Origin of the sequence: Pseudoxanthomonas koreensis (assembly GCF_041890415.1) — a bacterium.
Classification (GTDB): Bacteria; Pseudomonadota; Gammaproteobacteria; order Xanthomonadales; family Xanthomonadaceae; genus Pseudoxanthomonas; species Pseudoxanthomonas koreensis_A.
Genome location: NZ_CP169056.1, coordinates 2,080,623 through 2,106,097, shown reverse-complemented (window position 1 = coordinate 2,106,097; position 25,475 = coordinate 2,080,623). Strand labels below are relative to the sequence as shown.

Sequence of the window (25,475 nt, the reverse complement as noted above, 5' to 3'; positions counted from 1 at the left end):
GTACTCCTGCAGCAACGGGGTGGGGCCGGGATTGCCAGCGCGCCGGGCCGCCTCAGTGCGAGTCGCGCCCGACCGCATCGCCACTGCCGCCGACCAGGAAGTCCAGGTCCGCGCCCAGGTGTGCCTGCTGCACATGGTCCACGTACAGCTTGGCCCAGCCGCGTTCCGGGGCCGGAGGCGGAGTCCACTGCGCGCGGCGGCGCGCCAGCTCGGCGTCGTCCACGTCCAGGTGCAGGCGCCGGCCCGGCACGTCCAGTTCGATGAAGTCACCGTCGCGCACCAGCGCAAGGTTGCCTCCGGCCGCGGCTTCGGGTGCGGCGTGCAACACCACGGTGCCGTAGGCGGTGCCACTCATGCGCGCGTCGGAGATGCGCACGATGTCGGTGATGCCACGGCGCAGCAGCTTGGGCGGCAGCGGCATGTTGCCGACCTCGGCCATGCCCGGGTAGCCGCGCGGGCCGCAGTTCTTGAGCACCATCACGCAGGTTTCGTCGATGTCCAGCGCTTCGTCGTCGATGCGTGCCTTGAGGTCCTCGATGCTCTCGAACACCACCGCACGGCCGCGATGGCGCAGCAGGTGCGGCGAGGCGGCCGACGGCTTGATCACCGCCCCGTCCGGGGCCAGGTTGCCGCGCAGCACGGCGATGCCGGCCTCGGCGCGCAACGGCTGGTCCAGCGGACGGATCACCTGGCGGTTCCAGCACGGCGCATTGCCGATGTTCTCGCCCAGGGTGTGGCCGTTGACGGTCATCGCATCCAGGTCGAGTTCGGCGGCGATCTCGCGCAGCACCGCCGGCAGGCCGCCGGCGTAGTAGAAGTCCTCCATCAGGTATTCGCCCGATGGCTTCAGGTTGACCAGGCACGGCAGGCGCGAGCCGATCGCATCCCAGTCGTCCAGGCTCAGCTCCACGCCCAGGCGCCCGGCAATGGCCAGCAGGTGGATCACCGCATTGGTCGAGCCGCCGATGGCGGCATTGGCGCGGATCGCGTTGGCGAATGCCTTGCGCGTGAGCACCTTGGACATGCGCAGGTCTTCGCGCACCATCTCCACGATCCGGCGGCCGGACAGGTGGGCCAGGCGGAAGCGGCGCGAATCCACCGCCGGGATGGCCGCGTTCTCCGGCAATGACATGCCCAGCGCCTCCACCATCGAGGCCATGGTCGAGGCCGTGCCCATGGTCATGCAGCTGCCCTTGGAGCGCTGCATGCAGGCTTCGGCCTCGGTGAAGTCCTCCTGCGACAGGGTGCCGGCGCGCACCATCTCCGACATCTCGATCACGCCGGTCCCCGAGCCGACCGGTTGCCCGCGCCAGTTGCCCGACAGAGACGGCCCGCCGGACACGCCGATGGAAGGAAGGTCCACGCTGGCCGCGCCCATCAGCAGCGAGGGCGTGGTCTTGTCGCAGCCCATCAGCAGCACCACGCCGTCGATGGGGTTGGCGCGGATCGATTCCTCCACGTCCATCGAAGCCAGGTTGCGGTAGAGCATGGCGGTGGGGCGGATCTGGGTTTCGCCCAGCGACATCACCGGGAACTCCAGCGGGAAGCCGCCGGCCTCGTACACGCCGCGCTTGACGTGCTCGGCCAGCTCGCGGAACGAGCTGTTGCACGGCGTCAGCTCCGACCATGTGTTGCAGATGCCGATCACCGGGCGTCCGTCGAACATGTCGTGCGGCAGGCCCAGGCCCTTTAGCCAGCTGCGATAGTAGAAACCCTGCTTGCCGTCGCGGCCGAACCACTGCTGGCTGCGAAGGGGTGGTTTGCTGGATTCGCTCATGCGCTCGGGATCCTTGCCCGGAGGAGGAGCGGCGGGCGGGGTCGGGAAAGGTCCCGGCGCAGCCCACCGTGTTGGCCAAGGATGCTACCGGTCAGCGGCATGCCAGAAAAATAACAAAAACACGCTGATCAATGCCCATATTGCAATCCATCCCGTTGTGCGTGCTGGTGGCGCTTCAGTGCGTGGTCGCAGTGGGTGCCGGAAACTTCATGACGAAGCCGCCGCGGTCCCGGATGTCCACCGTGACCGTGGCGCCCGCCTGCAGGTCGCTGCGCACCAGGTCACGCGCGGTCGCGCCGTCGGTGATCATCTGGCCCGTGCGCGTACCGATGAATGACAGGTCCAGCGCCAGGCGCCGGTTTTCCGGGTCGGCATTGATGCCCACCACATGCCAGGTGTCGCCGCTGCGGCGCGCGACCACCGCGAACCTGCCCGGGTAGCCATCCAGCAGCCGGCTCTCGTCCCAGAGCACCGGGATGTCCATGAGGTAATCGCGCACGTGCTCGGGCACCTGCGCCATGCCCGCATCGGTTTCGGCCACATGTTGCAGGCCGGACAGGAACAGCACCGGCAACGCCAGTTCGAAGCCGTTGCGGGTGCGGCGCTCGATGTCCGGGATCTCCGCCAGCACCGTGGGGGTGAAATCCATCGGGTCGAAGACGTTGCGCGTGAACGGCAGCATGGCCATGTGTTCCGGCGCCTGGTCGGCGTTGTCCTGGGTGAAGGTGACGAACTCCAGGCCGCGCGCCGATTCCATGGTCATCAGGTTGGGGAAGGTGCGCTGCAGCCCGCGTGGCAGGGTGCAGCCGTGGAAGTTCACCAGCAACCGGTGGTCCGCCGCGTCCTGCAGGATGTCGCGGTAGTAGTTGATCATCGACTGGCCGTCGCCGGCGAAGAAATCCACCTTGATGCCGGCAATGCCCATCTGCTGCAAGCGGGCGAACTCGGCGCGGCGCTGCGCGGGCGCCAGCAGCGTGCTCTTGGGCGTGAAGTCGGTTTCGTTCCAGTCGCCGGAGGAGTTGTACCAGAGCAGCAGGCGCACGTTCTTCCGCGCCGCGTACTGCGTCAATTCCGTCATCTTTTCGTAGCCGATGGTGCGGTCCCAGTTCACGTCCACCAGGGTGTACGGCCATCCCATCGCGGCCGCGTAGTCGATGAAGCGCTTCTGGGTGTCCGCGTTGACCGACGCATCCTTCAGCAGCGCCCAGCTCCAGCTGGCCAGGCCCGGCTTGACCCATGGCATCGGCGCCAGCGCAGGTTGCGCCAGGTCGGTGCCAAGGGTGGAGCGCAGCAGCGTGGGCAGGTCGCCGATGGCGATGATCCGCCACGGGGAGGCCAGCGGCAGCGTGCCCTGTGCGGCCAGGGCGCCGCCGGGAAAGACCTCCGGCCCGGTCGGAAAGCCGATCCGGTATTCGCCGCCCGGAGCCTGTGCCTGCAGGCGGGATGCGTGGTAATGGCCATCCATGCCCGCTTCGGTGAGCAGCGCCCAGCCACCGGCGGTGTGGAACAGGGCGGGGAACACCCAGCCGGCCGCGGACGGCGAGGGCTCGCCGACCGGAATGTCCATCAGGTAGAGCTCTTCGTAGGACGGGTTGGTGTTGGCGAATCCCGTCTGCGCCACCGCCATCGGTTGCAGCCAGGCGCGGCTGCCGCCGGCGAAGGCGAAGCTGGTGAGTTCGTCCTTGACCCGATAGCCGGCCTGCGCGTCACCCTCCACGCGGTAGCGGAAGGCGATGCCGTCGTCGGACGCGCGCAGGGTCAATTCCAGGACCTGGCCGTCGGCGTTTTCCGCCCGGTAGCGCCGCTCGCGGGCGCGGTAGGTGATGTCCTTCTGCTTGCCTTGCACCATGGTGTACGCGCCCTCCACCAGGCTCGGCGCATCGGCACGCAGGGTGCGCAAGCCGTGGGCGAGGTCACGGTCGTCCAGGACCAGGCCCAGGCGCGAGCGCTCCAGCACCACCGCGCCGTCGCGCGTGACCGCGTAGTGCAACCGGCCCTGGCCGTCCAGGTCCAGGGCGACCGCGATGCGGCCATCCGGGCTGTGCAGGGTGTAGTCCTGGTCCTGGCTGCAGGCCGACAGCGGCAGCAGGGCGCACAGCAGCCACAGCAAGGTCGATTTGCGGATCATGTCGTCGTCCCGGGGATGGAGTTGGGGGTGCCGGCTTGCGTGGTTGGTGCCGCCGGCTCAGCCGCCCTTGCGCGCGGGCTTGGCCGCCGGCGCATACACCCGCTGCGCAGCGTCCTTGAGCGCGGCCAGCGCGTTGCGCGCGCCCGGCGAGAGCAGCCAGTCGGTGCGGGTGATGAATCCGAACGAGGCCATCCTGCACGACAGGTCCACCGGCACCACCCGCACCATGCCGTGCCCGGCGTAGTGGCGCGCCACGTCCACCGGCACCACGGCCAGGTGGTCGCTGTCCTGCAGCAGGCGCGGCACCATCACCAGCGCGGCGGTACCGATCACCTGGCGCGGTGGCTCCAGCCCGGCGTTCTGGAACATCAGCTCGAAGCGGTGGCGCAGCACGCTGCCTTCCGGCGGCAGCACCCACGGCAACTGCGCCAGTTCGGCCAGGCCGGGCTTCTTCAGCGCCAGCAGTGGATGGCCGGGCCGGGCGATCGCACACACCTCCTCCTCGGCCAGCGGCTCGTAGTGCAGGTTGCGCTTGTCGTGGCGCGCGAACAGGCGGCCGATCATCAGGTCGATGCGGTTGTGCGCCAGTTGCTCCAGCAGCACGTCGCTGCTTTCCACCAGCACCGACACGCGCAGGTCCGGGTGGTCGCGGTTGAGCTGGGCCAGCGCCGGCGGCAGCAGGGTCATCGCCGGGCCGGCGATCGCGCCGATTGCCACGTTGCCGGCATGCCCGGCCTTGAGCGCCTCGATCTCCGCGCCGGCCTCGTCCAGGCTGGACAGGGCGATGCGCGCGTGCCGGATCATGCTCTCGCCGTACCAGGTGGGGCGCATCCCGCGCGGCAGGCGCTCGAACAGCGGCACCCCCATCAACTCCTCCAGGTCCTTGAGCAGCTTGGACGCCGCCGGCTGCGACATGTTCAGCGACTCGGCCGCGCGGTGGATGTTGCCGTGCTCCTCGATCGCGATCAGCAGCATCAACTGGCGCGTCTTCAGGCGCGCACGGACGAACCAGGGCGGGCTGCTCACGACGGGGGTTCCATACGGTCTTTGATATGGATTATGTCGATTCCCGCATCTGTTGCATATCCATCCCCCGGCCGGCGACGGGCCGCCACCCTCACCGCGCCAGCAGGCGCCGGGTCCAGTCCAGCAGCACCAGCGGCAGGCGTTCGGGCGCCGACAGCAGCGCGTAGTGGCCCTGGCCGAACACCTTGGGCAGGTAGCCCGGCGCCTGCAGGTCCACGGTCAGGCAGAACGGGAAGATGCCCTGCAGCCGCGCCTCGGTGACCGACTGGCGCATGTCCTCCACACCGAACACGCCGTCGTAGCGGTCCGCATCGTTGGGCTTGCCATCCGACAGCATCAGCAGCAGGCGATGCTCGGCCGGCTGGCGCATCAGCAGTGCGGTGGCATGGCGGATGGCGGCGCCGGCGCGGGTGTAGTTTTCCGGCTCCAGGCCGGCGATGCGCAGTGCGACCTCTTGCCCGTAGGCCTCGTCGAAGTCCTTGAGCATGCGCATGCGCACGCCGTGCGGGCCTTCGCCGGAAAAGGCCGTCACGCAGAACGGCTCGCCCAGCCCTTGCAGGGCCATGCACACCAGCAGCAGCGCCTCGCGCTCGACATCGATCACGCGCCGGCCGTCGCCGATGAAGCCATCGGTCGAGCCGCTGGCATCCACCAGCAGGTATACCGCGATGCTGCGCCGGCCCGGGCGCCGCGCCTCGTACAGGCCCTCGCGCAGGAAGCCGCCCGCGCGCAGGTCGGCGCGGCCCTGCACGCAGGCGTCGATGTCGATGTCCTCGCCGTCGTTCTGCCGGCGCAGGCGCACGCGCTCGGGCTGCAGTGCCTCGAACTGGCGGCGGATGCCATCCAGGTGCGCGCGATGGCGGGCTAGGGTGGCGTCGACCCAGGCCGGGTTGCCGGGCACGGGCGGCAGCATGCGCACGGTGGTGCCGCGCTCGATGTAGGAGGCGCTGGCGTGGTCCCATTCGGGATAGCGGAAGCGTGCGTCCCCGTTGTCCTGTCCGGAGAATTCGAGCACCGCGCGGGTGGGTGGCGGGTCGTCCGACAGCAGCACCTCGCGCGGCGGATCGGGCGCGGCGATCATCCGCGTGGATGCCAGCTCGGAGAGCATGTCGCCGTACTCGTCGGCGCTGGTTTCGTCGTCGCGGTCCACCGGGCGCTGCAGGCCGAAGGGATCCTCGGCCACCTCGTGCGGTGCGTCCTGCTGGATCATCCACACACCGGGCTCGCCGGGCTTGTCCTCGTCCTCGGTCGCTTCGCGTTCGTCGGGCCGCCGCTCCATGCGCGCGCTGCGCACCGGGCGGTCGTCCTGCTCGCGGTCGGACGGCGCGCCGTCGACCAGGTGGGCCGCGGCACCGCCGGTCGCGCGCAACTCGCCGGTCCACCAGTCGCGATACAGCGGCATCGGCCCGAGCCGGCGGATCTCGGCGCGGCCGATGTTCCAGTCCTGCAGCAGGCGTCCGGCTTCGGCCAGCGGGTCGTCGACCGCGCCGCGCGCTGCACGCGGCGCGGGCTCCGGCTCGCATTCCAGGTCGCGCTCCAAAATCGCGCGCACCAGCTGCTCCAGCGGCTGCCGGGCAGGTGCGAAGGCGTGCAGCGGTGGTCGCGCTGCCAGCGCGCGCCGGCGCAGGCGACGCAGTGCCGGCAGCAGGCCGGGGAAGCGCCGCGCGACCTCGCGCTCGGCGGCCTGCGCCTCCAGCACCAGTGCGGTGTCGCGCAGCAGCGGATCACGCTGCTGGACGATTGCCTGGACGTGGCCGCGCATGGCCCGGTGCGCCTGCTGCATGGCGATCGCGCGATACAGCTCGGCGGCCTCCACCGGGTCGCAGGTGTCGAGGTGGGCGGGCAGCCAGATCGTGTCACCGCTGGTGGCCGGCAGCGCCTGCCGGTGACGCGGGTACGCCGGTGCGTGGAACAGCCGGTGCAGCACGGTGGGCCGCGCCGGCGGCAGGGCGACGCGCATCGGCAGGCTGGTGCCGCAGGCGGCCGACAGCAGCAGGTCCAGCCGCCGCGCCAGTGACGCCAGCGCTACGGGTTCGTCGGGCGCGCGCGCGTAGTGCCGGCGCCAGGTGTCGCGGATGAACACGGTCGCATGACGCGCGGCATCGACGACCAGGTCTTCGGCTTCGGCCACGGCGGCACCGGCCTAGGGGAACATTGCGTCGACCAGTTCGCGCATCGCGCCGAGCAGGGTCGGGTCGTCGCTCAGCGGCGCGATCACCGCCGCGTTGCAGGCCTCGCGCACGCCGATGCCGCTGGCCACCAGGCGGCCGGCGGCGATCAGCAGGCGCGTGCTCGGCACCTCGGCCAGGCCGCGGTCGCGCAGCGTGCGCACGCGGTTGGCCAGTTCCACCAGGGCGACCGCGGTGCCTCGCTCCACGCCACTCTCGGTGGCCACGATCGCCGCCTCGGCGGCTGGCTCGGGGAAGCCCAGCTCGATGGCCACGAAGCGCTGGCGCGTGCTCGGCTTGAGGTCCTTGAGCATGCGCTGGTAACCGGGGTTGTAGGAGATCACCAGCTGGAACCCCGGCGCGGCCTCGAGGGTCTCGCCGGTGCGGTCGATCGGCAGGATGCGCCGGTAGTCGGTGAGCGGATGCAGGACCACGATCGTGTCCTGGCGCGCTTCCACCACTTCATCGAGGTAGCAGATCGCACCTTCGCGCACGGCCCGGGTCAGCGGGCCGTCCTGCCACACGGTGTCGTCGTGGCGGATCAGGAAGCGCCCGACCAGGTCGCTGGCGGTCAGGTCGTCATGGCAGGACACCGTGATCAGCGGGCGGCCCAGCCGCCAGGCCATGTGCTCGACGAACCGGGTCTTGCCGCAGCCGGTGGGCCCCTTGAGCATCACCGCCAGCCCGGCGGCATGGCACTGCTCGACGATGCCGACCTCGTTGCCGCTGGCAAGGTAGTACGGCCCGCCGTTCGCGGGGCTGCTGGGTGCCTCCACCGATCAGCGTTCCGGGGCCACCACCGGCCGGTCTTCCGGTGCGCCCTCGTCGATCACGTTGAACTGCGGCCGGTAGCGGAAGAAGTCGTAGATGAACATCGCCACGCCGGTGGCGAAGATCGTCGCGGCCAGGATCAGCATCAGGAAATGCACCTGGATCTTGAGCTGCGCATCCAGGTAGCCCATGCCCATGATCCGCTCCAGGTACACCTGGGCGATGCCGGCGGTGCCGAACGACAGCGTCATCCCGAACATGCCGGTGACCTGCAGCCAGAATGCCCAATAGCCCAGCGGCGAGTAGTTGTTCTGCGGGCGGTTGGTCAGCCCCGGCAGCGCATAGGTGATCATCGCCATGACGATCATCGCGTAGGCGCCATAGAACGCCGAGTGCGCGTGCATCGCGGTGATCAGGGTGCCGTGGGTCCACTTGTTCACGCTGGGCCAGGTATGCGCCAGGCCGAGCAGGCCGGCACCGAACAGGGCGAAGATCGCGCTGCCGATGGTCCAGTGCAGGGCCAGTGCATTCGGGTGGCGCATGCCGCCGCGGCGCATCGCCGCATAGGCGTAGATCGCCATCGCCGCCAGCGCCAGCGGCTCGAGCGCGCTGAAGAAGCCGCCGATGGGCAGCCAGATGTGCGGCACGCCCACCCAGTAGTAGTGGTGCGCGGTGCCCAGGATGCCGGCAAAGAACACCAGGCCCACGATCACGTACAGCCACTTCTCCATCACCTCCCGGTCGATGCCCGACAGGCGGATCAGCAGGTAGGCCAGGAAGCCGGCCATGATCATCATCCACACGCCCTCGACCCACAGGTGGATGGTCCACCAGCGGTAGAAGATCGAGACGGTGTAGTTCTCGTAGTGCAGCAGCGCCGGGATGTACAGCACCGCCGACAGGCCCAGGCCGCCCAGCAGCACGCCCTCGGTGGTGGTGAAACGCCCGGACCGCTTGATCGTCATGCCGATGTTGTAGAGGAACATCAGCATGCAGACCACGATGACCAGCTTGTGCGGCAGCGGCTGCTCGAGCAGCTTGTTGCCGGTGCCGTAGCGGAACAGGTAGCCGATGACGGCCGTCACCCCCATCAGCGTCCACAGCCCGAGCTGCCAGTACGCCAGCCTGGGGCTGTACAGCTCGGTGCGCGACTCGTCCGGCACCATCCAGTAGGTCGCGCCCATGAAGCCGGTCAGCACCCACACGATCAGCAGGTTGGTGTGGATCGTCTTGGTCACGTCGAACGGCAGGATGTACAGCAGCGGGTCCGGGCCCAGGTACTTGGCGGCGGACAGCAGGCCGAACACGATCTGCAGCCCGAACAGCACCATCGCCACGGCGAAGTACCAGTAGGCGACCGATTGGGACTTGTAGCGCATAGGGAAATCTCCTGGTGCCGGCGCGGGCGCGGCCAGTGCTTACTTCATCGACGCAAGGAAGGCGGCGAGCTGGTCGACCTGCTCTTCGCTCAGGCTTTCCGGATACGTGTTCGGCATGAACGACACGCCGTCGGCCGAGAACATGTCGCCCGGCACCACGTGTGCGCTGGGGTTCACGATCGACTCGCGGATATAGCCTTCCACGTCGGTGGCGTTGCCGGTGTAGTCCGGCGATGCCAGCGTGCGCGCGGCGGTTTCGGCCATGCCGGCCATCGACGGACCCGCCAGCTGGACTCCCGGCTGCAGCGAGTGGCAGGCGGTGCATGCCGGCACCGCGGTGCGGAACAGGTGCTCGCCGATCGCGCGCGGATCGCTGGCTGCGGTCACCGGCCTGACGTCCTGCACTGCCGCGTCGGTACCTTGCGCGGCCACGTTCATGCTTCCGCCCGCGACCAGGATCGGTCGCGGCGGCCAGCCCTGGTTGTCGACCTTGGACACCCAGTCGAGGAACTTGATCAGGTTGTCGATCTCGACTTCGCTCAGGTTCTGCGTGGGCATCAGGCGGCGGTGGCGCTGCTCGTCGTAGAAATTCGACGGGTCGCGCATGTAGGCCTTCAGGTAGGCCTCGCCGCGGTGCTGGGCGATCTTGGTCAGGTCCGGCGCGTAGTAGGCGCCTTCGCCGAACAGGGTGTGGCAGTTGATGCAGTTGTACTTGTGCCAGACATCCTTGCCATGGGTGATTTCCGGCGTGATCTCCTGCGCGTTGGTGAGCTCGCCGAAGCGCATGTGGCTGTGGATGGTGAGGCCGACGAAGGCAACGGCAGCGAGGCCGGTTGCGACGATGGCGAAGATCCGTGACTGCCGCTTGTTCATGGGGTCTCCCTCAGACTGCGATCGAGGGCCAGTAGGCGATCGCGGTGTACCCGGCATAGGCCACGGCAACCGCCATCAGCAGCAGCACCAGCATTCCGAACCAACGCACGGGCGAAATCAGACTGGTCGCTTTCATTGGACTGCTCCCTGGATAGGCGACATGGGCATGTTGGTGCCGAACTGTGTCAGTTGCCATCGCTGGACGCATTGTGCGGTGCAGCGATCAAGATCCTGTCAATACCGTAGCACGGGCCCGGTGGCCGGCAAGGGGCGACGGGCCGCTTGCGCCCGTCCGGCCGCCCGATCCCCGGGCCTTCACTCCGCGCTACCGTGGACTGCCCATGATGTCGTGGTCAATCGAACAAGGAGATCTGCCATGCATGTAAAGATTGCCAGCTTGAGCATCGCCTGCGCGCTTGCCCTCACCGCCTGCGGCGGCGGCAACGACCAGGCGCCGCAGGCCGTCGACCGCGATGTCCCTGCGAGCACCGCTGCTCCGGCCGACACGGCTGCTGCGCCCACTGCGCCAATCGCTCCCGCCGCGCCCAATGACCCGGCCGCTGCGCAGGTCGACCAGGCCGCTGGTGCGGACGCCGCCGCTCCCGCCGGCAACGAAGCGGTGGTCAGCAACTGCAGCACCACGATCGAAGGCGATGACGCGATGAAGTTCAACGTCGGCTCGATCACGGTGCCCGCATCGTGCTCCCGCTTCACGATCAACCTGGTCCACAGCGGCAAGCTCCCGGTGGCGGCCATGGGCCACAACGTGGTGATCGCCGCGGCAGCCGACCGGCAAGGCATTGCCGCCGATGGCATGTCCAGCGGCGTGGATGGCGGTTACCTCAAGGCCGACGATGACCGCGTCATCGCGCACTCGGAAATGATCGGCGGCGGCCAGACCACCTCGGTCAGCTTTGACGTGAGCAAGATCAAGGGTGACGGCCCGTACGAGTTCTTCTGCAGTTTCCCGGGCCACTGGACGGTGATGCACGGCCCGATCAAGGTCGGCTGATCGCGGCACGGGGTACGTACGTCAGCGGCGTGGCTGCCACCGCGCAGCCGCGCCGCCTCTTGTCGGCAGGCAAGGCCACTGGTTCTGGATGTGCTTCTGCCGGAGATCGGGGACGACAGACACGGACAGGCGGCCCGGATCAGCGTCGATGTGACACATGTGTGCTACATTGTCGCTGGCGCAATGTGCCCGGAGTCCGCATGAGCACCACCACGATCCGCCTGTCCGATGAACTCAAGGCGCGCATTGCCCGCGCTGCGGAGGAGGCCGGGACGACCTCGCACAACTTCATCCTCGAAGCGATCGCCGAGAAGGCGGAAGCTGCCGAGCAGCGTGCCTCCTTCCGCGCGGTCGCCGATCAGCGCTATGCCGAATTCCTGGAGTCCGGCCAAAGCATCCCCTGGGAGGAGGCGCGCAGCTATCTGAAACGGCGGCTGGCCGGTACCCCGGGGAAACGGCCTGCGACACGCGTACAGGAGCGCTGAGGTGGCGGGCGTACGCCTGGCGCCCGGCGTGATCGAGGAACTGGAGCGGATCATCGACCATCTGCATCAGCACGAGGTCGAGGCGGCCGAGGCGCGCCTGGACGGAATCATCAGCGCCTTCGATGTGCTGAAGGACAATCCGTTGATCGGGCGCCCGGCCGGCAACGACCGGAGGGAACTGTTGATCGGGCGGGGGGCAGGGGCTTACGTCGCGCTGTATCGCTACCTTCCGCCAATCGACATGGCCCTGGTCCTGGCCATCCGTGCGCAGCGCGAGGCGGGCTACACGCGAGGATGATGAGGGCGGCCCTGGCGCTGGCATCCCGGGAGCAGCATCGAGATGAAGAAAGGGCGCCGAAGCGCCCTTTTTTCATGTGCGAACCTCAGGCCCGGTCACTCGAGGCGCAGTACCACGATCGACTTGGCCGGCAGCCCCACCTTGAGCGAGGAGCCGGTGATGGAGGCGCCGTTGAAGGCCGCCGGCTTCACCTGGTCGGGCTGCTCGAAGGTGTTGTGCGTGGTAATCGCCGGGGCGGTCAGGATGCGTCCGGACACCGCGCCGGCCTGCAGGCCGGAGATGCTGGCAGACACGTCGGCGGCCCGGTTCGGGTCAAGGTTGGACAGCGCCACGTAGACGTGCCCGTCCTTGGCCCGCACCGCAGAACCATGCACCGCCGGCACCGAGGTTTCGCCGAGCCGGTACTGCGGGGTCTTCAGGGTGAGCGGCAGGTGGGTGGCGTCCTGCCACGGCAGGTACATCTCGAAGGCGTGGTAGGTGGGCGTGAGCACCATCTTGTCGTCTTCGGTCAGGATCATCGCCTGCAGCACGTTCACCATCTGCGCGATGTTGGCCATCTTCACCCGCTTGGCGTAACGGCTCATCACGTCGAAGTGGATCGTGGCCACCAGGGCGTCGCGCAGGGTGTTCTGCTGCTGCAGGAAACCGGGGTTGGTGCCGGGGTAGGCCTCGTACCAGGTGCCCCACTCGTCCAGGTACAGGTCGACCTTGCCTTCCGGGTCGTGGCGATCCATCACTTCGATGTGCTTGCGCAGCAGCTCGTCCACCTGCAGCGCGGTGGACAGGGTGTCGATCCATGCGGCCTCGTCGAACTCGTAGGAGGAGGCGCGCGGCGGCCACTTGCCCGGCACGGTGTAGTAATGCACCGACAGCGCATCCATGTGCCCGCCGGCGATCTTCATCATCACCTCGGTCCAGTTGTAGTCGTCGCCATTGGCGCCGGCGGCCACCTTGGTGACCTCGACCCCGGCCGGCACCTTGACGAAGGTCTGGAACTGGCGGTGCAGGTTGGCCGCGAATTCGGGCGTCATGTGCCCGCCGCAGCCCCACATCTCGTTGCCGACGCCGAAGAACGGCACCTTCCACGGCTTGTCGCGGCCGTTGGCACGGCGTTCCTCGGCCAGGGTCGAGCCCTTCTCGTAGGTCATGTACTCGACCCATTCGCCCATCTCGCGCGGCGAGCCGCTGCCGGTGTTGCCCGAGATGTAGGCGTCGGTGCCGATCAGTTCGGCGAACTCCATGAACTCGTGGGTGCCGAAGCTGTTGGGTTCGGTCACGCCGCCCCAGTTGTTGTTGACCTTGACCCGGCGCTTCTCGCGCGGGCCGATGCCGTCGCGCCAGTAGTACTCGTCGGCGAAGCAGCCGCCCGGCCAGCGCACCACCGGCACCTGCAGGTGCTTGAGCGCTTCGACCACGTCGTTGCGGTAGCCGCGGGTATTGGGGATCTTCGAATCCTCGCCCACCCAGATGCCGCCGTAGATGCCGTAGCCCAGGTGCTCGGCGAACTGGCCGAAGATGTAGCGGCTGACGGTGTCGCCGGGCTGGTCGGCGTGCAGGGTGGCGTTGGCCTGGATCCTGTCCTGGGCGCCGGCGATGCCGGCAGCGAGCATGGCGGAGGTCAGCGCCAGGGTGCGCAAGGTGTTCTTCAGCATCGTTGTCGCCTCGGATGTTGCGTAGGTGTGGTGGCGGCTGCTGCGGCGATCGTACCGGGCATTGCCTGCGGTGCGCCGCTGGCCGGGTCCGGCCACAGGGTAGGGGTGCGCGCAGGCATCCGCCAATGAATTAGCCGTGGCGACCCATGTCAAAGTCGGTATGGCGCGGCAGCTATTCGATTTGGCGTGCGCGCCATGCCAAATGCGGGATGGCAGCCGTGGCGGGCGCTTGCCTATGCTGTGGCGCTCCGGCACCGGCGCCGGATCCGGAGCGATGACGGGTGGAGAAGATCTGGCGGTTCGGCCATCTGGACGACGGGCGCGCGGTGCATGCCTATCGCCTGCAAGGCGAGGCGGGCGTGGCCGCCGACATCCTCGACCTGGGCGGCGTCCTGGCGCGGCTGGTGGTGCCGGGCGCCGGCGGCCCGGTGGATGCGATCCTGCGCCTGGCCGATGCGCGCGCCTACTTCGCCGATCCGGCCTACCTGGGGATCCTGGTCGGCCGCTATGGCAATCGCATCGGCGGCGCGCGCTTCAGCCTGGACGGGCGTGCGTACACGCTGGCCGCCAACGAAGGGCGCAACCACCTGCATGGCGGGATGCTCGGCTTCGGCCGCCGCCTGTGGGAGGTGATCGAATACCGCCCCGACATGCTGGTGCTGCAGTACCACTCGCCCGATGGCGAGGAAGGCTACCCGGGCAACCTCGACGTGCGCGCGACCTACCGGCTGGAAGGCGCGAGCCTGGTGCTGGATTTCGAGGCCCGCTGCGACGCAGCCACGCCGTTCAATCCCACCCACCATCCTTATTTCAACCTGGCCGGCGACCCGGCGGTGCCCGCATCGGCGCAGGTACTGCAGGTGCCGGCGGACGGCTATCTGCCGGTGGACGCGGAGTTGATCCCCAACGGCGCGGTCGCCGGCGTGGCCGGTACCGCGTTCGACTTCCGCAGCGCGCGTACACTCGACGCCGCGTTCGACCCCGCCGATCCGCAACTGCAGGCCTGCGGCGGCTACGATCATTGCCTGGTGCTGGAGTCGGCGCGCGACTGCGCCGCGATGCTGTATTCGCCGCACAGCGGGGTGGCGATGCGCATCGACTGCGACGCGCCCGGGCTGCAGCTCTATGGCGGGCACGGACTGGACCGCCAGCATCCGGGGCTGGGCCGCGGCGTGTGCCTGGAGCCGCAAGGATTCCCGGATGCGCCCAACCAGCCGGCGTTCCCGGATGCGATCCTGCGCCCCGGCACGGCGTTCCGGCGCCGCATCGGTTACCGCTTCGCCATGCCCGGCCGCGACCGTGGCTGGGATGCCGTGGCCGCCGCGCTGCAGCGCAACTGACCCCGGGCCAGCTGTCGCGGCCCGGCGAGCGAACCAACAACGCGCGCGGCGCGCCCGTGCCGACCCTGAAGGCTTTCCGTGGAGACTGCACCCATGTCAATCATCAACCTGGCCATCGTCGGTGTCGGCAAGATCGTGCGCGACCAGCACCTGCCGGCCGTGGCCGCCAATGCCGACTACCGCCTGGTCGCGGCGGCCAGCCGCAACGCGCAGGTGGAGGGCGTGGCCAATTTCGCCTCGATCGAAGAGATGCTGGCAACGGTGCCGTCCATCGATGCGGTTTCCCTGTGCATGCCGCCGCAGTACCGCCACGCCGCGGCGGTTGCGGCGCTGGAGGCCGGCAAGCACGTGTTCCTGGAAAAGCCCCCGGGCGCGACGTTGTCGGAAGTCGAAGACCTGGCCGCGCTGGCCGCGCGCAAGGACGTGTCGTTGTTCGCCAGCTGGCATTCGCGCTATGCACCGGCGGTGGAGGCGGCGCGCGCGTTCCTGGCCGGCACCACCATCACCTCGATGCGGGTGATGTGGAAGGAGGATGTGCGCCAGTGGCATCCCGGGCAGGACTGGATCTGGCAGCCGGGCGGGCTGGGGGTCTTCGATCCGGGCATCAATGCGCTGTCCATCGTGACCCGGATCCTGCCGCGCCAGGTGTTTGCCACCGCTGCGACCCTGGAATTCCCGGAAAACCGCGACGCCCCCATCGCCGCGTCGATCCGCTTCACCGATGCGGCCGGCCTGGACCTGGAGGCCGAGTTCGACTGGCGCCAGGTCGGCCCCCAGAGCTGGGACATCATTGCGCGCACCCAGGCTGGTGAAATGGTGCTGTCCGAGGGCGGCGCCAGGCTGTCGGTGGACGGGCGCCTGGTCCACGGCGAGCCGGAGCAGGAATACCCCTCGCTCTACCGGCGCTTTGCCGAGATCATCCGCGCCGGCCGCTCGGACGTGGACCTGGCGCCGCTGCGGCACGTGGCCGATGCGTTCATGCTGGGCCGGCGCAAGGTGGTGGAGGCGTTCCACGACTGAGCCGCGCCCCTGCGTCGCACAGACATACGAGAATCCGTATCCATTTCTCTCTGGAATGAATTGGATGCATATTCGTCGACCCGTCAGAATGCGGGGTGGACTCCCATGGAAGCAGTGGATAGCCGATGCGACTGATCCAGTTGAGTGACGATGCCGGGAAGACCCGGGTGGGCGTGGTCGACGCCGACGGCGCGCAGGTGCGGGTCCTCGACAGCGAGGGCGGCATGTATGCGCTGGCCGTGGCCGCCATTGCCGCCGGCCGCAGCCTGGAGGCCCAGGTCGAGGCCACGCCGGGCCAGGCGCGCCTGGAATACCCCGGCCTGCTGCGCGACGGCCGCGTGCTCAGTCCGCTGCAGCATCCGGACCCCGCGCATTGCCTGGTCACCGGTACCGGCCTGACCCACCTGGGCAGCGCCGCCACCCGCGACGCCATGCACAAGAAGCTGCAGGAGCAGGCCGAGGAGGGCACCCTCACCGACTCCATGCGCATCTTCCACTGGGGCGTGGAAGGCGGGATGCCGCCGCCGGGACAGCCGGGCGTGCAGCCGGAGTGGTTCTACAAGGGTGACGGCGACATCCTCGCCGCTCCCGGTGCAGCGCTGGACTCGCCGGACTTCGCCCTCGATGGCGGCGAGGAGCCGGAACTGGTCGGGCTGTACGTGATCGGCCCGGACGGCACCCCGCACCGGCTGGGCTACGCCATCGGCAACGAATTCTCCGACCACGTCACCGAGCGCCAGAACTACCTGTACCTGGCCCATTCCAAGCTGCGCGCCTGCGCGGTCGGCCCGGAACTGCGCGCCGGCGCGCTGCCGCGCGACCTGCACGGCACCAGCCGCCTGCTGCGTGATGGTGCGGTCGCCTGGGAGAAGCCTTTCGTCACCGGCGAGGCCAACATGTGCCATTCGCTGGAGAACCTGGAATACCACCACTTCAAGTACGCCGCGCACCGGCGTCCGGGCGACGTGCACCTGCACTTCTTCGGCACCGGCACGCTGAGCTTTGCCGATGGCGTTCGCGCGCAGCCGGGCGACGTGTTCGAGATCGAACTGCCGGACCTGGGTGCGCCGCTGCGCAATACCCTGCGCACGGCCGCCTCGGCTTTCGCCCCCGGCGGCGTGCGCGTACTGTGACGCGCAGGATCGTAGAGGAGAACACCGTGAACCAGCGTTTCAGCAGCTACATCGCCGGCCAGTGGGTGGAAGGCGATGGTGGCCGTCCCAACGAGAACCCGGCCGATCTGGATACCCCCGTGGGCCAGTACGGCGTGATCGACGCCGCGCACACCGCCCAGGCGGTCGATGCGGCCAGCGCCGCGGCGCCCAAGTGGGGCCTGTCCAACCCGCAGCAGCGCGCCGACATCCTCGATGCGATCGGTACCGAGATCCTCGCCCGCAAGCAGGAGCTGGGCCGCCTGCTGGCGCAGGAAGAAGGCAAGACCCTGGCCGAGAGCATCGGCGAGGCCGGGCGTGCCGGGCAGATCTTCAAGTTCTTTGCCGGCGAGGCCCTGCGCATCCCCGGCGAGAAGCTCGCCTCCACCCGTCCCGGCGTGGACGTGGAGATCACCCGCGAGCCGGTCGGCACCGTGGGCATCATCGCGCCGTGGAACTTCCCGCTGGCCATCCCGGCCTGGAAGATCGCCCCGGCCCTGGCCTACGGCAATACCGTGGTGTTCAAGCCGGCCGAGATCGTGCCCGGCTGCGCCTGGGCCATTGCCGAGATCCTGTCGCGCGCCGGCCTGCCGGAAGGCGTGTTCAACATGGTCCTGGGCAGCGGCCGGGTGGTTGGCCAGGCGATGATCGAGCACAAGGGCCTGGACGCGCTGACCTTCACCGGCTCGGTGCCCACCGGCCACGCGCTGCTCAAGCAGGCCGCGGCGCGCGCGCTGAAGGTGCAGATGGAGATGGGCGGCAAGAACCCGCTGGTGGTGCTGGCCGATGCCGACCTTGACCAGGCGGTGGAGTGCGCGGTCAACGGCGCCTATTACTCCACCGGGCAGCGTTGCACGGCCTCCAGCCGCCTGATCGTGGAAGCCTCGGTGCATGACGAGTTCGCCGCGCGGATGCAGGCGCGCATGGCCAAGATCCGGGTGGGCGATCCGCTCGAACAGGGCGTGGACATCGGCCCGGCCGCCAGCAAGGCGCAGCTGGATACCAACCTGTCCTACATCAAGGCCGGCCATGAGGATGGCGGCGAGCTGCTGGCCGGTGGCGAGCAGGTCGAGTGGAAGACCCGCGGCCACTTCCTGGCACCGACCCTGTTCGCGGCCAAGCCGTCGGACCGGATCGCGCGCGAGGAGATCTTCGGGCCGGTGGCTGCGCTGCTGCGTGCCGACGACTACGAGCACGCGCTGGCGATGGCCAACGACACCGAGTTCGGCCTGTGCGCCGGCATCTGCACCACCTCGCTCAAGCACGCCAGCCACTTCAAGCGGCATGCGCAGGCGGGCATGGTGATGGTCAACCTGCCGACCGCCGGGGTGGACCCGCACGTGCCGTTCGGCGGGCGCAAGGCATCCAGCTATGGTCCGCGTGAGCAGGGGCGCTACGCGGTGGAGTTCTACACGACGGTCAAGACCGCCTACACGCTGGCCTGAGCCGGCGTCCGCGGCCGGCATGCGCTGGAGGGCGCGTGCCGGCCTGCCGGGGATTCCGGCCGCGGGGCGCAGATGTTCAACGGAGGGGAAAGATGAAGAAGTACGCATTCCTGGCGCTGGCCGCCTGTGCCGCAGCGCTTGCCGGCTGCTCCGGCGGCGGGCAGGGCGCCAGCGACGACGCTATTACCGTGGGCTTCAGCCAGGTCGGCGCCGAGAGCGAATGGCGCACCGCCAACACCCGCTCGGTGAAAGAGGCGCTGGCTGCGCCCGAGTTCAACCTCAAGTTCTCCGATGCGCAGCAGAAGCAGGAGAACCAGATCAAGGCGCTGCGCTCGTTCATCGCCCAGCGGGTGGACGTGATCGCGTTCTCGCCGGTGGTCGAGTCCGGTTGGGAAACCGTGCTGCGCGAGGCCAAGGCCGCCGGCATCCCGGTGGTGCTGACTGATCGCGCGGTGCAGGTGTCCGACGAATCCCTGTACGCGACCCTGATCGGCTCGGACTTCGTGGAAGAGGGCCGGCGCGCGGCGCGCTGGCTGATCGAGGACAGCGAAGGCCTGGAAGGGCCGGTGCGCATCGTCGAGCTGCAGGGCACGGTGGGCTCGGCCCCGGCCAATGACCGCATGCGCGGTTTCAAGGAAGTCATCGACCAGGACGCGCGCTTCAGCATCGTGCGCTCGCAGAGTGGCGACTTCACCCGGGCCAAGGGCAAGGAAGTGATGGAAGCCTTCCTCAAGGCCGAAACAGGCGGCATCGACGTGCTCTACGCGCACAACGACGACATGGCCATCGGCGCGATCCAGGCGATCGAGGAAGCCGGCCTGAAGCCGGGCACCGACATCCGCATCGTGTCGATCGACGGCGTGCGCGGCGCGTTCGAGGCGATGAATGCCGGCAAGCTCAATGCCACGGTGGAGTGCAATCCGCTGCTCGGCCCGCAGCTGGCGCAGCTGATCCGCGACGTGCATGCCGGCCGCGAGGTGCCCAAGCGGGTGATGGTCGAAGAGGGTGTGTTCACCCGCGACCAGGCCGCCGCCGAGTTGCCCAACCGCAAGTACTGACGGCCGATGCGCGCAACCGCACGCCCCCTCCGGCCCTTGCCCCGCTGCAGGGCCGGCGGATGAACCCGGTGGTGCTGCAGGCCGGCGGCCTGCACAAGCGCTTTGGTGCCACCGTGGCGCTGGAGGACGCCGGCCTGACCCTGCGCGCCGGCGAAATCCACGCGCTGATGGGGCAGAACGGTGCGGGCAAGTCGACCCTGATCAAGCTGCTGACCGGGGTCGAACGGCCCGACGCGGGCAGCATCGTCCTGGACGGGCGCCCGATCGCGCCGGCCACGCCGTTGCAGGCGCAGCACGAGGGCATCAGCACGGTCTACCAGGAAGTGAACCTGTGCCCGAACCTGTCGGTGGCCGAGAACCTGTATGCCGGCCGCTACCCGCGCAAGCGCTGGAGCCGGCTGATCGACTGGGGCCGGGTGCGCGAGGGTTCGCGTGAACTGCTGGCCGGGCTGCGCCTGGACATCGACGTGGAGCGGCCGCTGGGCAGCTATCCGGTGGCAGTGCAGCAGATGGTGGCCATCGCCCGCGCGCTGGGCGTGTCGGCCCGGGTGCTGATCCTGGACGAGCCCACATCAAGCCTGGACGAGGGCGAAGTGCAGGCCCTGTTCGGCGTGATGCGCCAGCTGCGCGAGCGCGGCATGGCAATCCTGTTCGTCACCCATTTCCTCGACCAGGTGTACGCGGTGTCCGACCGCATCACCGTGCTGCGCAACGGCGCCTTCGTGGGCCAGTACGCGCCCGATGAACTGCCGCCGCCCGCGCTGGTGGCGGCGATGGTCGGGCGCGAGGTCGAGCTGGTTGCCGGCCGCCAGGAGGGCCAGGCGGCCCCGGTCGGCGAGGTGGTGGCCGAGGCCTGCGCCCTTGCGCGGCGCGGCAGCCTGCAGCCTGTGGACCTGCAATTGCGTGCCGGCGAAGTGCTGGGGCTGGGCGGGCTGCTGGGCTCGGGCCGCACCGAGCTGGCGCGGCTGCTGTTCGGCCTGGACCGTGCCGACGCCGGGCGCCTGCGCCTGGGCGGCAAGGACGTGGAACTGCGCCACCCGGCCGAGGCGGTGGCCCATGGCCTGGCGCTGTGCCCGGAGGAACGCAAGACCGAGGGCATTGTCGCTGGCCTGTCGGTGCGCGAGAACATCGTGCTGGCGCTGCAGGCACGCCGCGGCTGGTGGCGCGCGCTGGCGCCGGCACGGCAGCAGGCGATGGCGCGCGAGTTCGTGCGCCTGCTCGGGATCAAGACCGCGGACATCGAAACCCCGGTCGATGCGCTGTCCGGCGGCAACCAGCAGAAGGTGGTGCTGGCGCGCTGGCTGGCCACCGAGCCGCGCCTGCTGATTCTTGATGAGCCAACCCGCGGCATCGATATCGCCGCAAAGCAGGAAATCATGGCCGAAGTCGTGCGCCTGGCGCGGCAGGGCATGGCGGTGTTGTTCATCTCCGCCGAGATCGAGGAACTGACCCGCCTGTGCGACCGCATCGCGGTGATGCGCGAGCGCCGCAAGGCGGGCGAACTGCCCGGTGGCAGCGACGGTGGCCAGGTGCTGGACCTGATTGCGGGGCATGGGTGATGGACGCCAACGACACCACGACATCCCAGGCACCCGCGGCTGCGCCTTCGCCCACGCGCCCGTCGCTGTGGAAGCGGGTGCTGGCCCATCCGCTGTTCTGGCCGCTGCTGGCGCTGGGCCTGCTGCTGCTGGGCAACGGCGTGCTCAATCCCGGTTTCCTTTCGCTGGAGTGGCGCGACGGCCGCCTGTACGGGAACCTGGTGGACATCGGCAACCGCGCCGCGCCACTGGTGCTGGTGTCGCTGGGCATGACCCTGGTGATCGCCGTGCGCGGCCTGGACATCTCGGTGGGCGCGGTGCTGGCCATCGCCGCAATGGTGGCGGCCTGGACCATCGGGCGCGCCACCGCCGGCGGCGGTGACGGCCTGATGCCGCTGTGGCTGGCGGTCGTGGCCGCGCTGGGCGTTTCGGCGCTGTGCGGGTTGTGGAACGGATTGCTGGTGGTCAAGGCCGGCATGCAGCCGATCATCGCCACCCTGATCCTGATGGTTGCCGGCCGCGGCGTGGCGCAGCTGATCGGCGATGGCCAGATCCTGACCATCTACTACGCCCCGTATTCCTTCATCGGCAGCGGCTTCCTGCTGGGGCTGCCGTTCTCGCTGTTCCTGGTGGTGGTGGTGTTCGTGGGCCTGAAGCTGCTGCTGGAACGCACCGCGCTGGGCCTGTTCGTGCGCGCGATCGGGCACAACCCGGTGGCTGCGCACGTGGCCGGCGTGCGCGCCCGCGCCATCACCCTTGCCCTGTACGTGTTCTGCAGTTTCACCGCCGGCCTGGCCGGGCTGCTGGTCAGCTCCAACGTCGCCAGCGCCGATGCCAACAACGCCGGGCAACTGCTCGAACTGGACGCCATCCTGGCAGTGGCGCTTGGCGGCACCGCGCTGGCGGGCGGCCGTTTCAGCCTCGCCGGCAGCCTGCTGGGTGCGCTCATCATCCAGACCCTGACCACCACCATCTACGCCATCGGCGTGCCGCCGCAGGTCAACCTGGTGGTCAAGGCGCTGCTGGTGGCCGCGGTGCTGCTGCTGCAGTCCCCGGAGTTCCGCGGCCAGATGCGTGCGCTGGTCACCCGCCCCGCCAGCGGAGGCCGGGCATGAGCGCGCAGGACTCCATGCCCGTCGCGCGGCGCGGCGGATTGCTGCGCATGCTGCGCGACCCGGGCGCCCTGTCGCTGGCGGTGACGGTCGCCCTGTTCGTGGCCATGTCCGCCGCCGGCGGGGTGCTGTACGACGGTTTCCTGTCCCCGCAGGTGTTCCTGAACCTGCTGATCGACAACGCGTTCCTGCTGATCGTGGCGGTCGGCATGACCTTCGTGATCCTCACCGGCGGGATCGACCTGTCGGTCGGCGCGGTGATCGCCTTCAGCACCGTGCTGCTGGCCAGCCTGGTGCAGCACCACGGCTGGCACCCGCTGACCGCCATCGCCCTGGTGCTGGCGCTTGGCACCGGCTTCGGCGCGCTGATGGGGGTGCTGGTGCAGCGCTACCGGCTGCAGCCGTTCGTGGTGACCCTGGCCGGCATGTTCCTGGCGCGCGGTGCAGCCACCCTGGTGAGCGTGGATTCGATCGGCATCGACCACGCATTCCACGTGGCCGTGGCCAACCTGCGCATCCCGCTGGGTGGCGGCGTGTCGCTGTCGGCCGGTGCGGTGCTGGCGCTGCTGGTGGTGGCCACCGGCGCGGTGCTGGCCCGCGGCACCCGGTTCGGGCGCACGGTGTATGCGATCGGCGGCAGCGAGCAGTCGGCGGCGCTGATGGGCCTGCCGGTGGCATCCACCCTGGTCCAGGTGTACGCACTGAGTGGTTTCTGCTCGGCCCTGGCCGGGGTGAGTTACACGTTCTACATGCTCAGTGGCTACAGCCTGCACGCGATGGGCCTGGAGCTGGATGCGATCGCCGCGGTGGTGATCGGCGGCACCGTGCTGGCCGGTGGCAGTGGCTATGTGCTGGGCACCTTGTTCGGCGTGCTGGTGCTGGGCCTGATCCAGACCATGATCGTGTTCGATGGCACCCTCAGTTCGTGGTGGACGCGCATCGCCATCGGCGTGCTGCTGCTGGCGTTCTGCCTGTTGCAGCGCCTGTTCAGCCGTCGTGCGGCGGGTGCCGGCGCGACCGCTTGAGCATGTCCGCGTTTTCCGGAGGCATCGCGTGCACGTGTCCCTGACCCTGCTCCGCACTGCCTGCCTGGCCGCGCTGGTCCTGCTGGCCGTGGCGATCGCCCGGCCGGCGGTCGCCGCCGCTTCCACCTGGATCGCCGACAACGGCAACGGCACCTTCACCAACCCGATCTTCTACGACGAGTTCTCCGACCCGGACCTGATCCGCGTGGGCGACTGGTTCTACATGACCGGCACCACCATGCACGCGGTGCCGGGGCTGCCGGTGCTGCGTTCGCGCGACCTGGTCAACTGGGAGCTTGTGTCCTACGCCATGCCGGCCTTCCCCGAAGGCCCGGAGTACCGGCTCGAGGATGGCAAGGACCTTTACGGCCAGGGCATCTGGGCGCCGTGCCTGCGCTACCACGACGGCCGCTTCCACATCTTCGCCAACGTCAACGAACGTGGCCTGCAGGTGTTCACCGCCACCGATCCGGCCGGGCCGTGGACGCATTCGAGGATCGACCGCAACCTGCACGACCTGTCGGTGCTGTTCGACGACGACGGCCGGGTCTGGGCCGTGTACGACTACAACGAGGTCAAGCTGGTCGAGCTCAAGCCGGACCTGTCCGGCGTGGTCGAAGGCAGCGAGCGCACCATCATCCCGGCCGGCAACGGCATGGGCGAGGGCCATCATTTCTACAAGGTCGATGGCCGCTACTACATCATCAGCGCCAACTACGCGCCCACGGGGCGGATGCAGGCCGCGCGCGCCGAGCGCCTGGACGGCCCGTGGGAAACCGTGGTGATCAGCGCCGGCGAAACCTTCGGCACCCAGCGTGGCTGGTGGGAGGATGCGGTCGGCCAGCGTACTCCGGTGCCCACCGGCGCCACCCGTTTCTCCATGCACAAGCCCGGTGCCAACGCGCTGGGTGCCGTGCCGCTGCACCAGGGCGGGATCGTGCAGGCGCCGGACGGGCAGTGGTGGGGTTTTTCGATGATGGATCTCAAGTCCATCGGCCGCACCACGGCCATCTCGCCGCTGACCTGGCACGACGGCTGGCCGTATTTCGGCGTGCCGGGCAACCTGGGCCGCAGCCCGCGCACCTGGTTCAAGCCCGTCCCCGGCGTGGATGCCGCGCCGCGCGCCACGTGGTCGCGCAGCGACCGCTTCGATGGCCCGTCGCTGTCGCCGGTGTGGCAGTGGAACCACCAGCCGGTGCCCGGCAAGTGGTCGCTGGGCGAGCGCCCGGGGTGGCTGCGCCTGCATGCGCAGCCGGCAGACGGTTTCCTGTGGGCACGCAACACCCTGACCCAGCGCGTGGTCGGGCCGGTATCGTCGGCGATGGTGGTGCTGGATGCCGATGGGCTGCGCGCGGGCGATAGCGCGGGACTGGGCATCCTCAACATGCCGGCCGCGTGGCTGGGCGTGGTCCGCGACAACGACGGCGCACGGTTGCGCTGGTACGGGCAACACGGCGACCGCCGGGTCGATGTGCCGCTGCATTCGCCGCGCGTGCACCTGCGCGTGGAGGGCGACTACGACGACGACCTTGCGCGGTTCTCCTACAGTTTCGATGGCCGCCGCTTCGAGCAGATCGGCGAGCCGGTGCGGCTTCCCTACCAGCTCAAGACCTTCCAGGGCAGCCGCTACGCGCTGTTCGCCTACGGCGACGGCGGCGGGCATGCGGATTTCGACGACTTCCGCGTGCACGAGCCGCTGGCCGACCGCTCCGGCAACATTCCGCACGGCCGGGTGGTGAGCCTTTCCAACCTTGGCGACGGCAGCATCGCGCGCGTGCATCCGCTGGGCGTGTTGCAGCCGGTTGCGGCCGGTACCGGAGAAGCCGCGTCGTCCGGCGCGCGCTTCCGGGTGCACGACCGTGGCCGCGGGCGGGTGGCGCTGGAGGCGATGGATGGCAGCGGCTTCCTGACCGTGGTCGGTGCCGGCCTGGCCGCCGACGTGCGCCTGTTGCCGGAGTCGGAAGACAGCCTGTTCCTGTGGCAGGACATGCTGCGCGACCGCCAGTTCATGCTGCTGTCGCTGCGCACCGGGCGTTATCTCGGCATCCTGCCCGACAGCGGCGAGGCGTATGCGGCCAACCATGCAGGCGCCCGTCCGGACCGGCGCGACGGCAGCGTGCTGGTGTGGTCGCAGGACCCGGCGCCGGCCCACTGAGCCGACCCACTGAGCCGACCCACTGAGCCGACATGGGGCCGTGCGCCCATGGCGCCCGCGGA

At 69.3% G+C, this 25,475-nt stretch carries 21 protein-coding genes; 12 read left to right on the top strand and 9 right to left on the bottom strand.

Going from position 1 to position 25,475, the window contains the following annotated elements:
- Window positions 1-52: 52 nt before the first annotated feature.
- From ACEJ41_RS09655 to ACEJ41_RS09620, 8 genes are all read right to left on the bottom strand, one after another.
- Window positions 53-1,777 (bottom strand): IlvD/Edd family dehydratase, encoded by a 1,725-nt coding sequence (locus ACEJ41_RS09655; RefSeq protein WP_374012068.1) that lies wholly within the window; start codon window positions 1,775-1,777, stop codon window positions 53-55.
- 175 nt (window positions 1,778-1,952) lie between these two features.
- Window positions 1,953-3,905, bottom strand: coding sequence for a glycoside hydrolase family 97 catalytic domain-containing protein (locus ACEJ41_RS09650; protein ID WP_374012067.1), 1,953 nt, complete (start codon window positions 3,903-3,905; stop codon window positions 1,953-1,955).
- A gap of 57 nt (window positions 3,906-3,962) precedes the next feature.
- Entirely contained in the window at window positions 3,963-4,880 is a 918-nt protein-coding gene (locus ACEJ41_RS09645) for a LysR family transcriptional regulator (RefSeq protein ID WP_374014111.1), read from the bottom strand.
- A gap of 142 nt (window positions 4,881-5,022) precedes the next feature.
- Window positions 5,023-7,062, bottom strand: coding sequence for a nitric oxide reductase activation protein NorD (locus tag ACEJ41_RS09640; RefSeq protein ID WP_374012066.1), 2,040 nt, complete (start codon window positions 7,060-7,062; stop codon window positions 5,023-5,025).
- A 12-nt stretch (window positions 7,063-7,074) separates the two neighbouring features.
- On the bottom strand, window positions 7,075-7,875 hold the full coding sequence (locus ACEJ41_RS09635) for a CbbQ/NirQ/NorQ/GpvN family protein (protein ID WP_374012065.1): 801 nt from the start codon (window positions 7,873-7,875) through the stop codon (window positions 7,075-7,077).
- A 3-nt stretch (window positions 7,876-7,878) separates the two neighbouring features.
- Complete coding sequence (locus ACEJ41_RS09630; protein WP_374012064.1) at window positions 7,879-9,249, bottom strand: cbb3-type cytochrome c oxidase subunit I; 1,371 nt, start codon at window positions 9,247-9,249, stop codon at window positions 7,879-7,881.
- 39 nt (window positions 9,250-9,288) lie between these two features.
- Window positions 9,289-10,122 carry a c-type cytochrome gene (locus tag ACEJ41_RS09625; RefSeq protein ID WP_374012063.1) on the bottom strand — a complete coding sequence of 278 codons (834 nt, stop codon included), beginning with the start codon at window positions 10,120-10,122 and terminating at the stop codon, window positions 9,289-9,291.
- A gap of 10 nt (window positions 10,123-10,132) precedes the next feature.
- Window positions 10,133-10,258: a hypothetical protein gene (locus tag ACEJ41_RS09620; protein WP_374012062.1), complete on the bottom strand. Its 126-nt coding sequence runs from the start codon at window positions 10,256-10,258 to the stop codon at window positions 10,133-10,135.
- Window positions 10,259-10,498: 240 nt separating this feature from the next.
- On the opposite strand from ACEJ41_RS09620, the gene azu reads away from it, so the two are divergent.
- The 3 genes from azu to ACEJ41_RS09605 all read left to right on the top strand — a co-directional run bounded on the left by azu (window position 10,499) and on the right by ACEJ41_RS09605 (window position 11,917).
- On the top strand, window positions 10,499-11,134 hold the full coding sequence (gene azu / locus ACEJ41_RS09615) for an azurin (RefSeq protein WP_374012061.1): 636 nt from the start codon (window positions 10,499-10,501) through the stop codon (window positions 11,132-11,134).
- Window positions 11,135-11,334: 200 nt separating this feature from the next.
- Complete coding sequence (locus ACEJ41_RS09610) at window positions 11,335-11,619, top strand: DUF1778 domain-containing protein (RefSeq protein ID WP_374012060.1); 285 nt, start codon at window positions 11,335-11,337, stop codon at window positions 11,617-11,619.
- Between the two features lies 1 nt (window position 11,620).
- Window positions 11,621-11,917 (top strand): type II toxin-antitoxin system RelE/ParE family toxin, encoded by a 297-nt coding sequence (locus ACEJ41_RS09605; RefSeq protein ID WP_374012059.1) that lies wholly within the window; start codon window positions 11,621-11,623, stop codon window positions 11,915-11,917.
- A 95-nt stretch (window positions 11,918-12,012) separates the two neighbouring features.
- On the opposite strand, the gene ACEJ41_RS09600 is transcribed toward ACEJ41_RS09605, so the two are convergent.
- The gene (locus ACEJ41_RS09600; protein WP_374012058.1) at window positions 12,013-13,569 is read right to left on the bottom strand and encodes an alpha-N-arabinofuranosidase; all 1,557 of its coding nucleotides are present in this window, start codon (window positions 13,567-13,569) and stop codon (window positions 12,013-12,015) included.
- Between the two features lie 281 nt (window positions 13,570-13,850).
- On the opposite strand from ACEJ41_RS09600, the gene ACEJ41_RS09595 reads away from it, so the two are divergent.
- From ACEJ41_RS09595 to ACEJ41_RS09555, 9 genes are all read left to right on the top strand, one after another.
- Complete coding sequence (locus ACEJ41_RS09595) at window positions 13,851-14,909, top strand: aldose epimerase family protein (RefSeq protein ID WP_374012057.1); 1,059 nt, start codon at window positions 13,851-13,853, stop codon at window positions 14,907-14,909.
- Window positions 14,910-15,002: 93 nt separating this feature from the next.
- Window positions 15,003-15,929, top strand: a complete 927-nt coding sequence (locus tag ACEJ41_RS09590; RefSeq protein WP_374012056.1) for a Gfo/Idh/MocA family protein — start codon at window positions 15,003-15,005, stop codon at window positions 15,927-15,929.
- A gap of 125 nt (window positions 15,930-16,054) precedes the next feature.
- Window positions 16,055-17,062 carry an AraD1 family protein gene (araD1, locus tag ACEJ41_RS09585; RefSeq protein ID WP_374012055.1) on the top strand — a complete coding sequence of 336 codons (1,008 nt, stop codon included), beginning with the start codon at window positions 16,055-16,057 and terminating at the stop codon, window positions 17,060-17,062.
- Between the two features lie 26 nt (window positions 17,063-17,088).
- Window positions 17,089-18,525: an aldehyde dehydrogenase family protein gene (locus ACEJ41_RS09580; protein WP_374012054.1), complete on the top strand. Its 1,437-nt coding sequence runs from the start codon at window positions 17,089-17,091 to the stop codon at window positions 18,523-18,525.
- Window positions 18,526-18,617: 92 nt separating this feature from the next.
- A complete protein-coding gene (locus ACEJ41_RS09575) occupies window positions 18,618-19,583 on the top strand; it encodes an ABC transporter substrate-binding protein (protein ID WP_374012053.1) in 966 nt (321 codons plus the stop codon).
- Between the two features lie 59 nt (window positions 19,584-19,642).
- The gene (locus ACEJ41_RS09570) at window positions 19,643-21,142 is read left to right on the top strand and encodes a sugar ABC transporter ATP-binding protein (protein WP_374012052.1); all 1,500 of its coding nucleotides are present in this window, start codon (window positions 19,643-19,645) and stop codon (window positions 21,140-21,142) included.
- Entirely contained in the window at window positions 21,142-22,236 is a 1,095-nt protein-coding gene (locus ACEJ41_RS09565) for an ABC transporter permease (RefSeq protein WP_374012051.1), read from the top strand. The genes ACEJ41_RS09570 and ACEJ41_RS09565 overlap by 1 nt, the downstream gene beginning before the upstream one ends.
- On the top strand, window positions 22,233-23,258 hold the full coding sequence (yjfF, locus tag ACEJ41_RS09560; protein ID WP_374012050.1) for a galactofuranose ABC transporter, permease protein YjfF: 1,026 nt from the start codon (window positions 22,233-22,235) through the stop codon (window positions 23,256-23,258). Before ACEJ41_RS09565 ends, yjfF begins: the two co-directional genes overlap by 4 nt.
- A gap of 28 nt (window positions 23,259-23,286) precedes the next feature.
- Window positions 23,287-25,413 (top strand): glycoside hydrolase 43 family protein, encoded by a 2,127-nt coding sequence (locus ACEJ41_RS09555; protein WP_374012049.1) that lies wholly within the window; start codon window positions 23,287-23,289, stop codon window positions 25,411-25,413.
- Window positions 25,414-25,475: the final 62 nt, after the last annotated feature.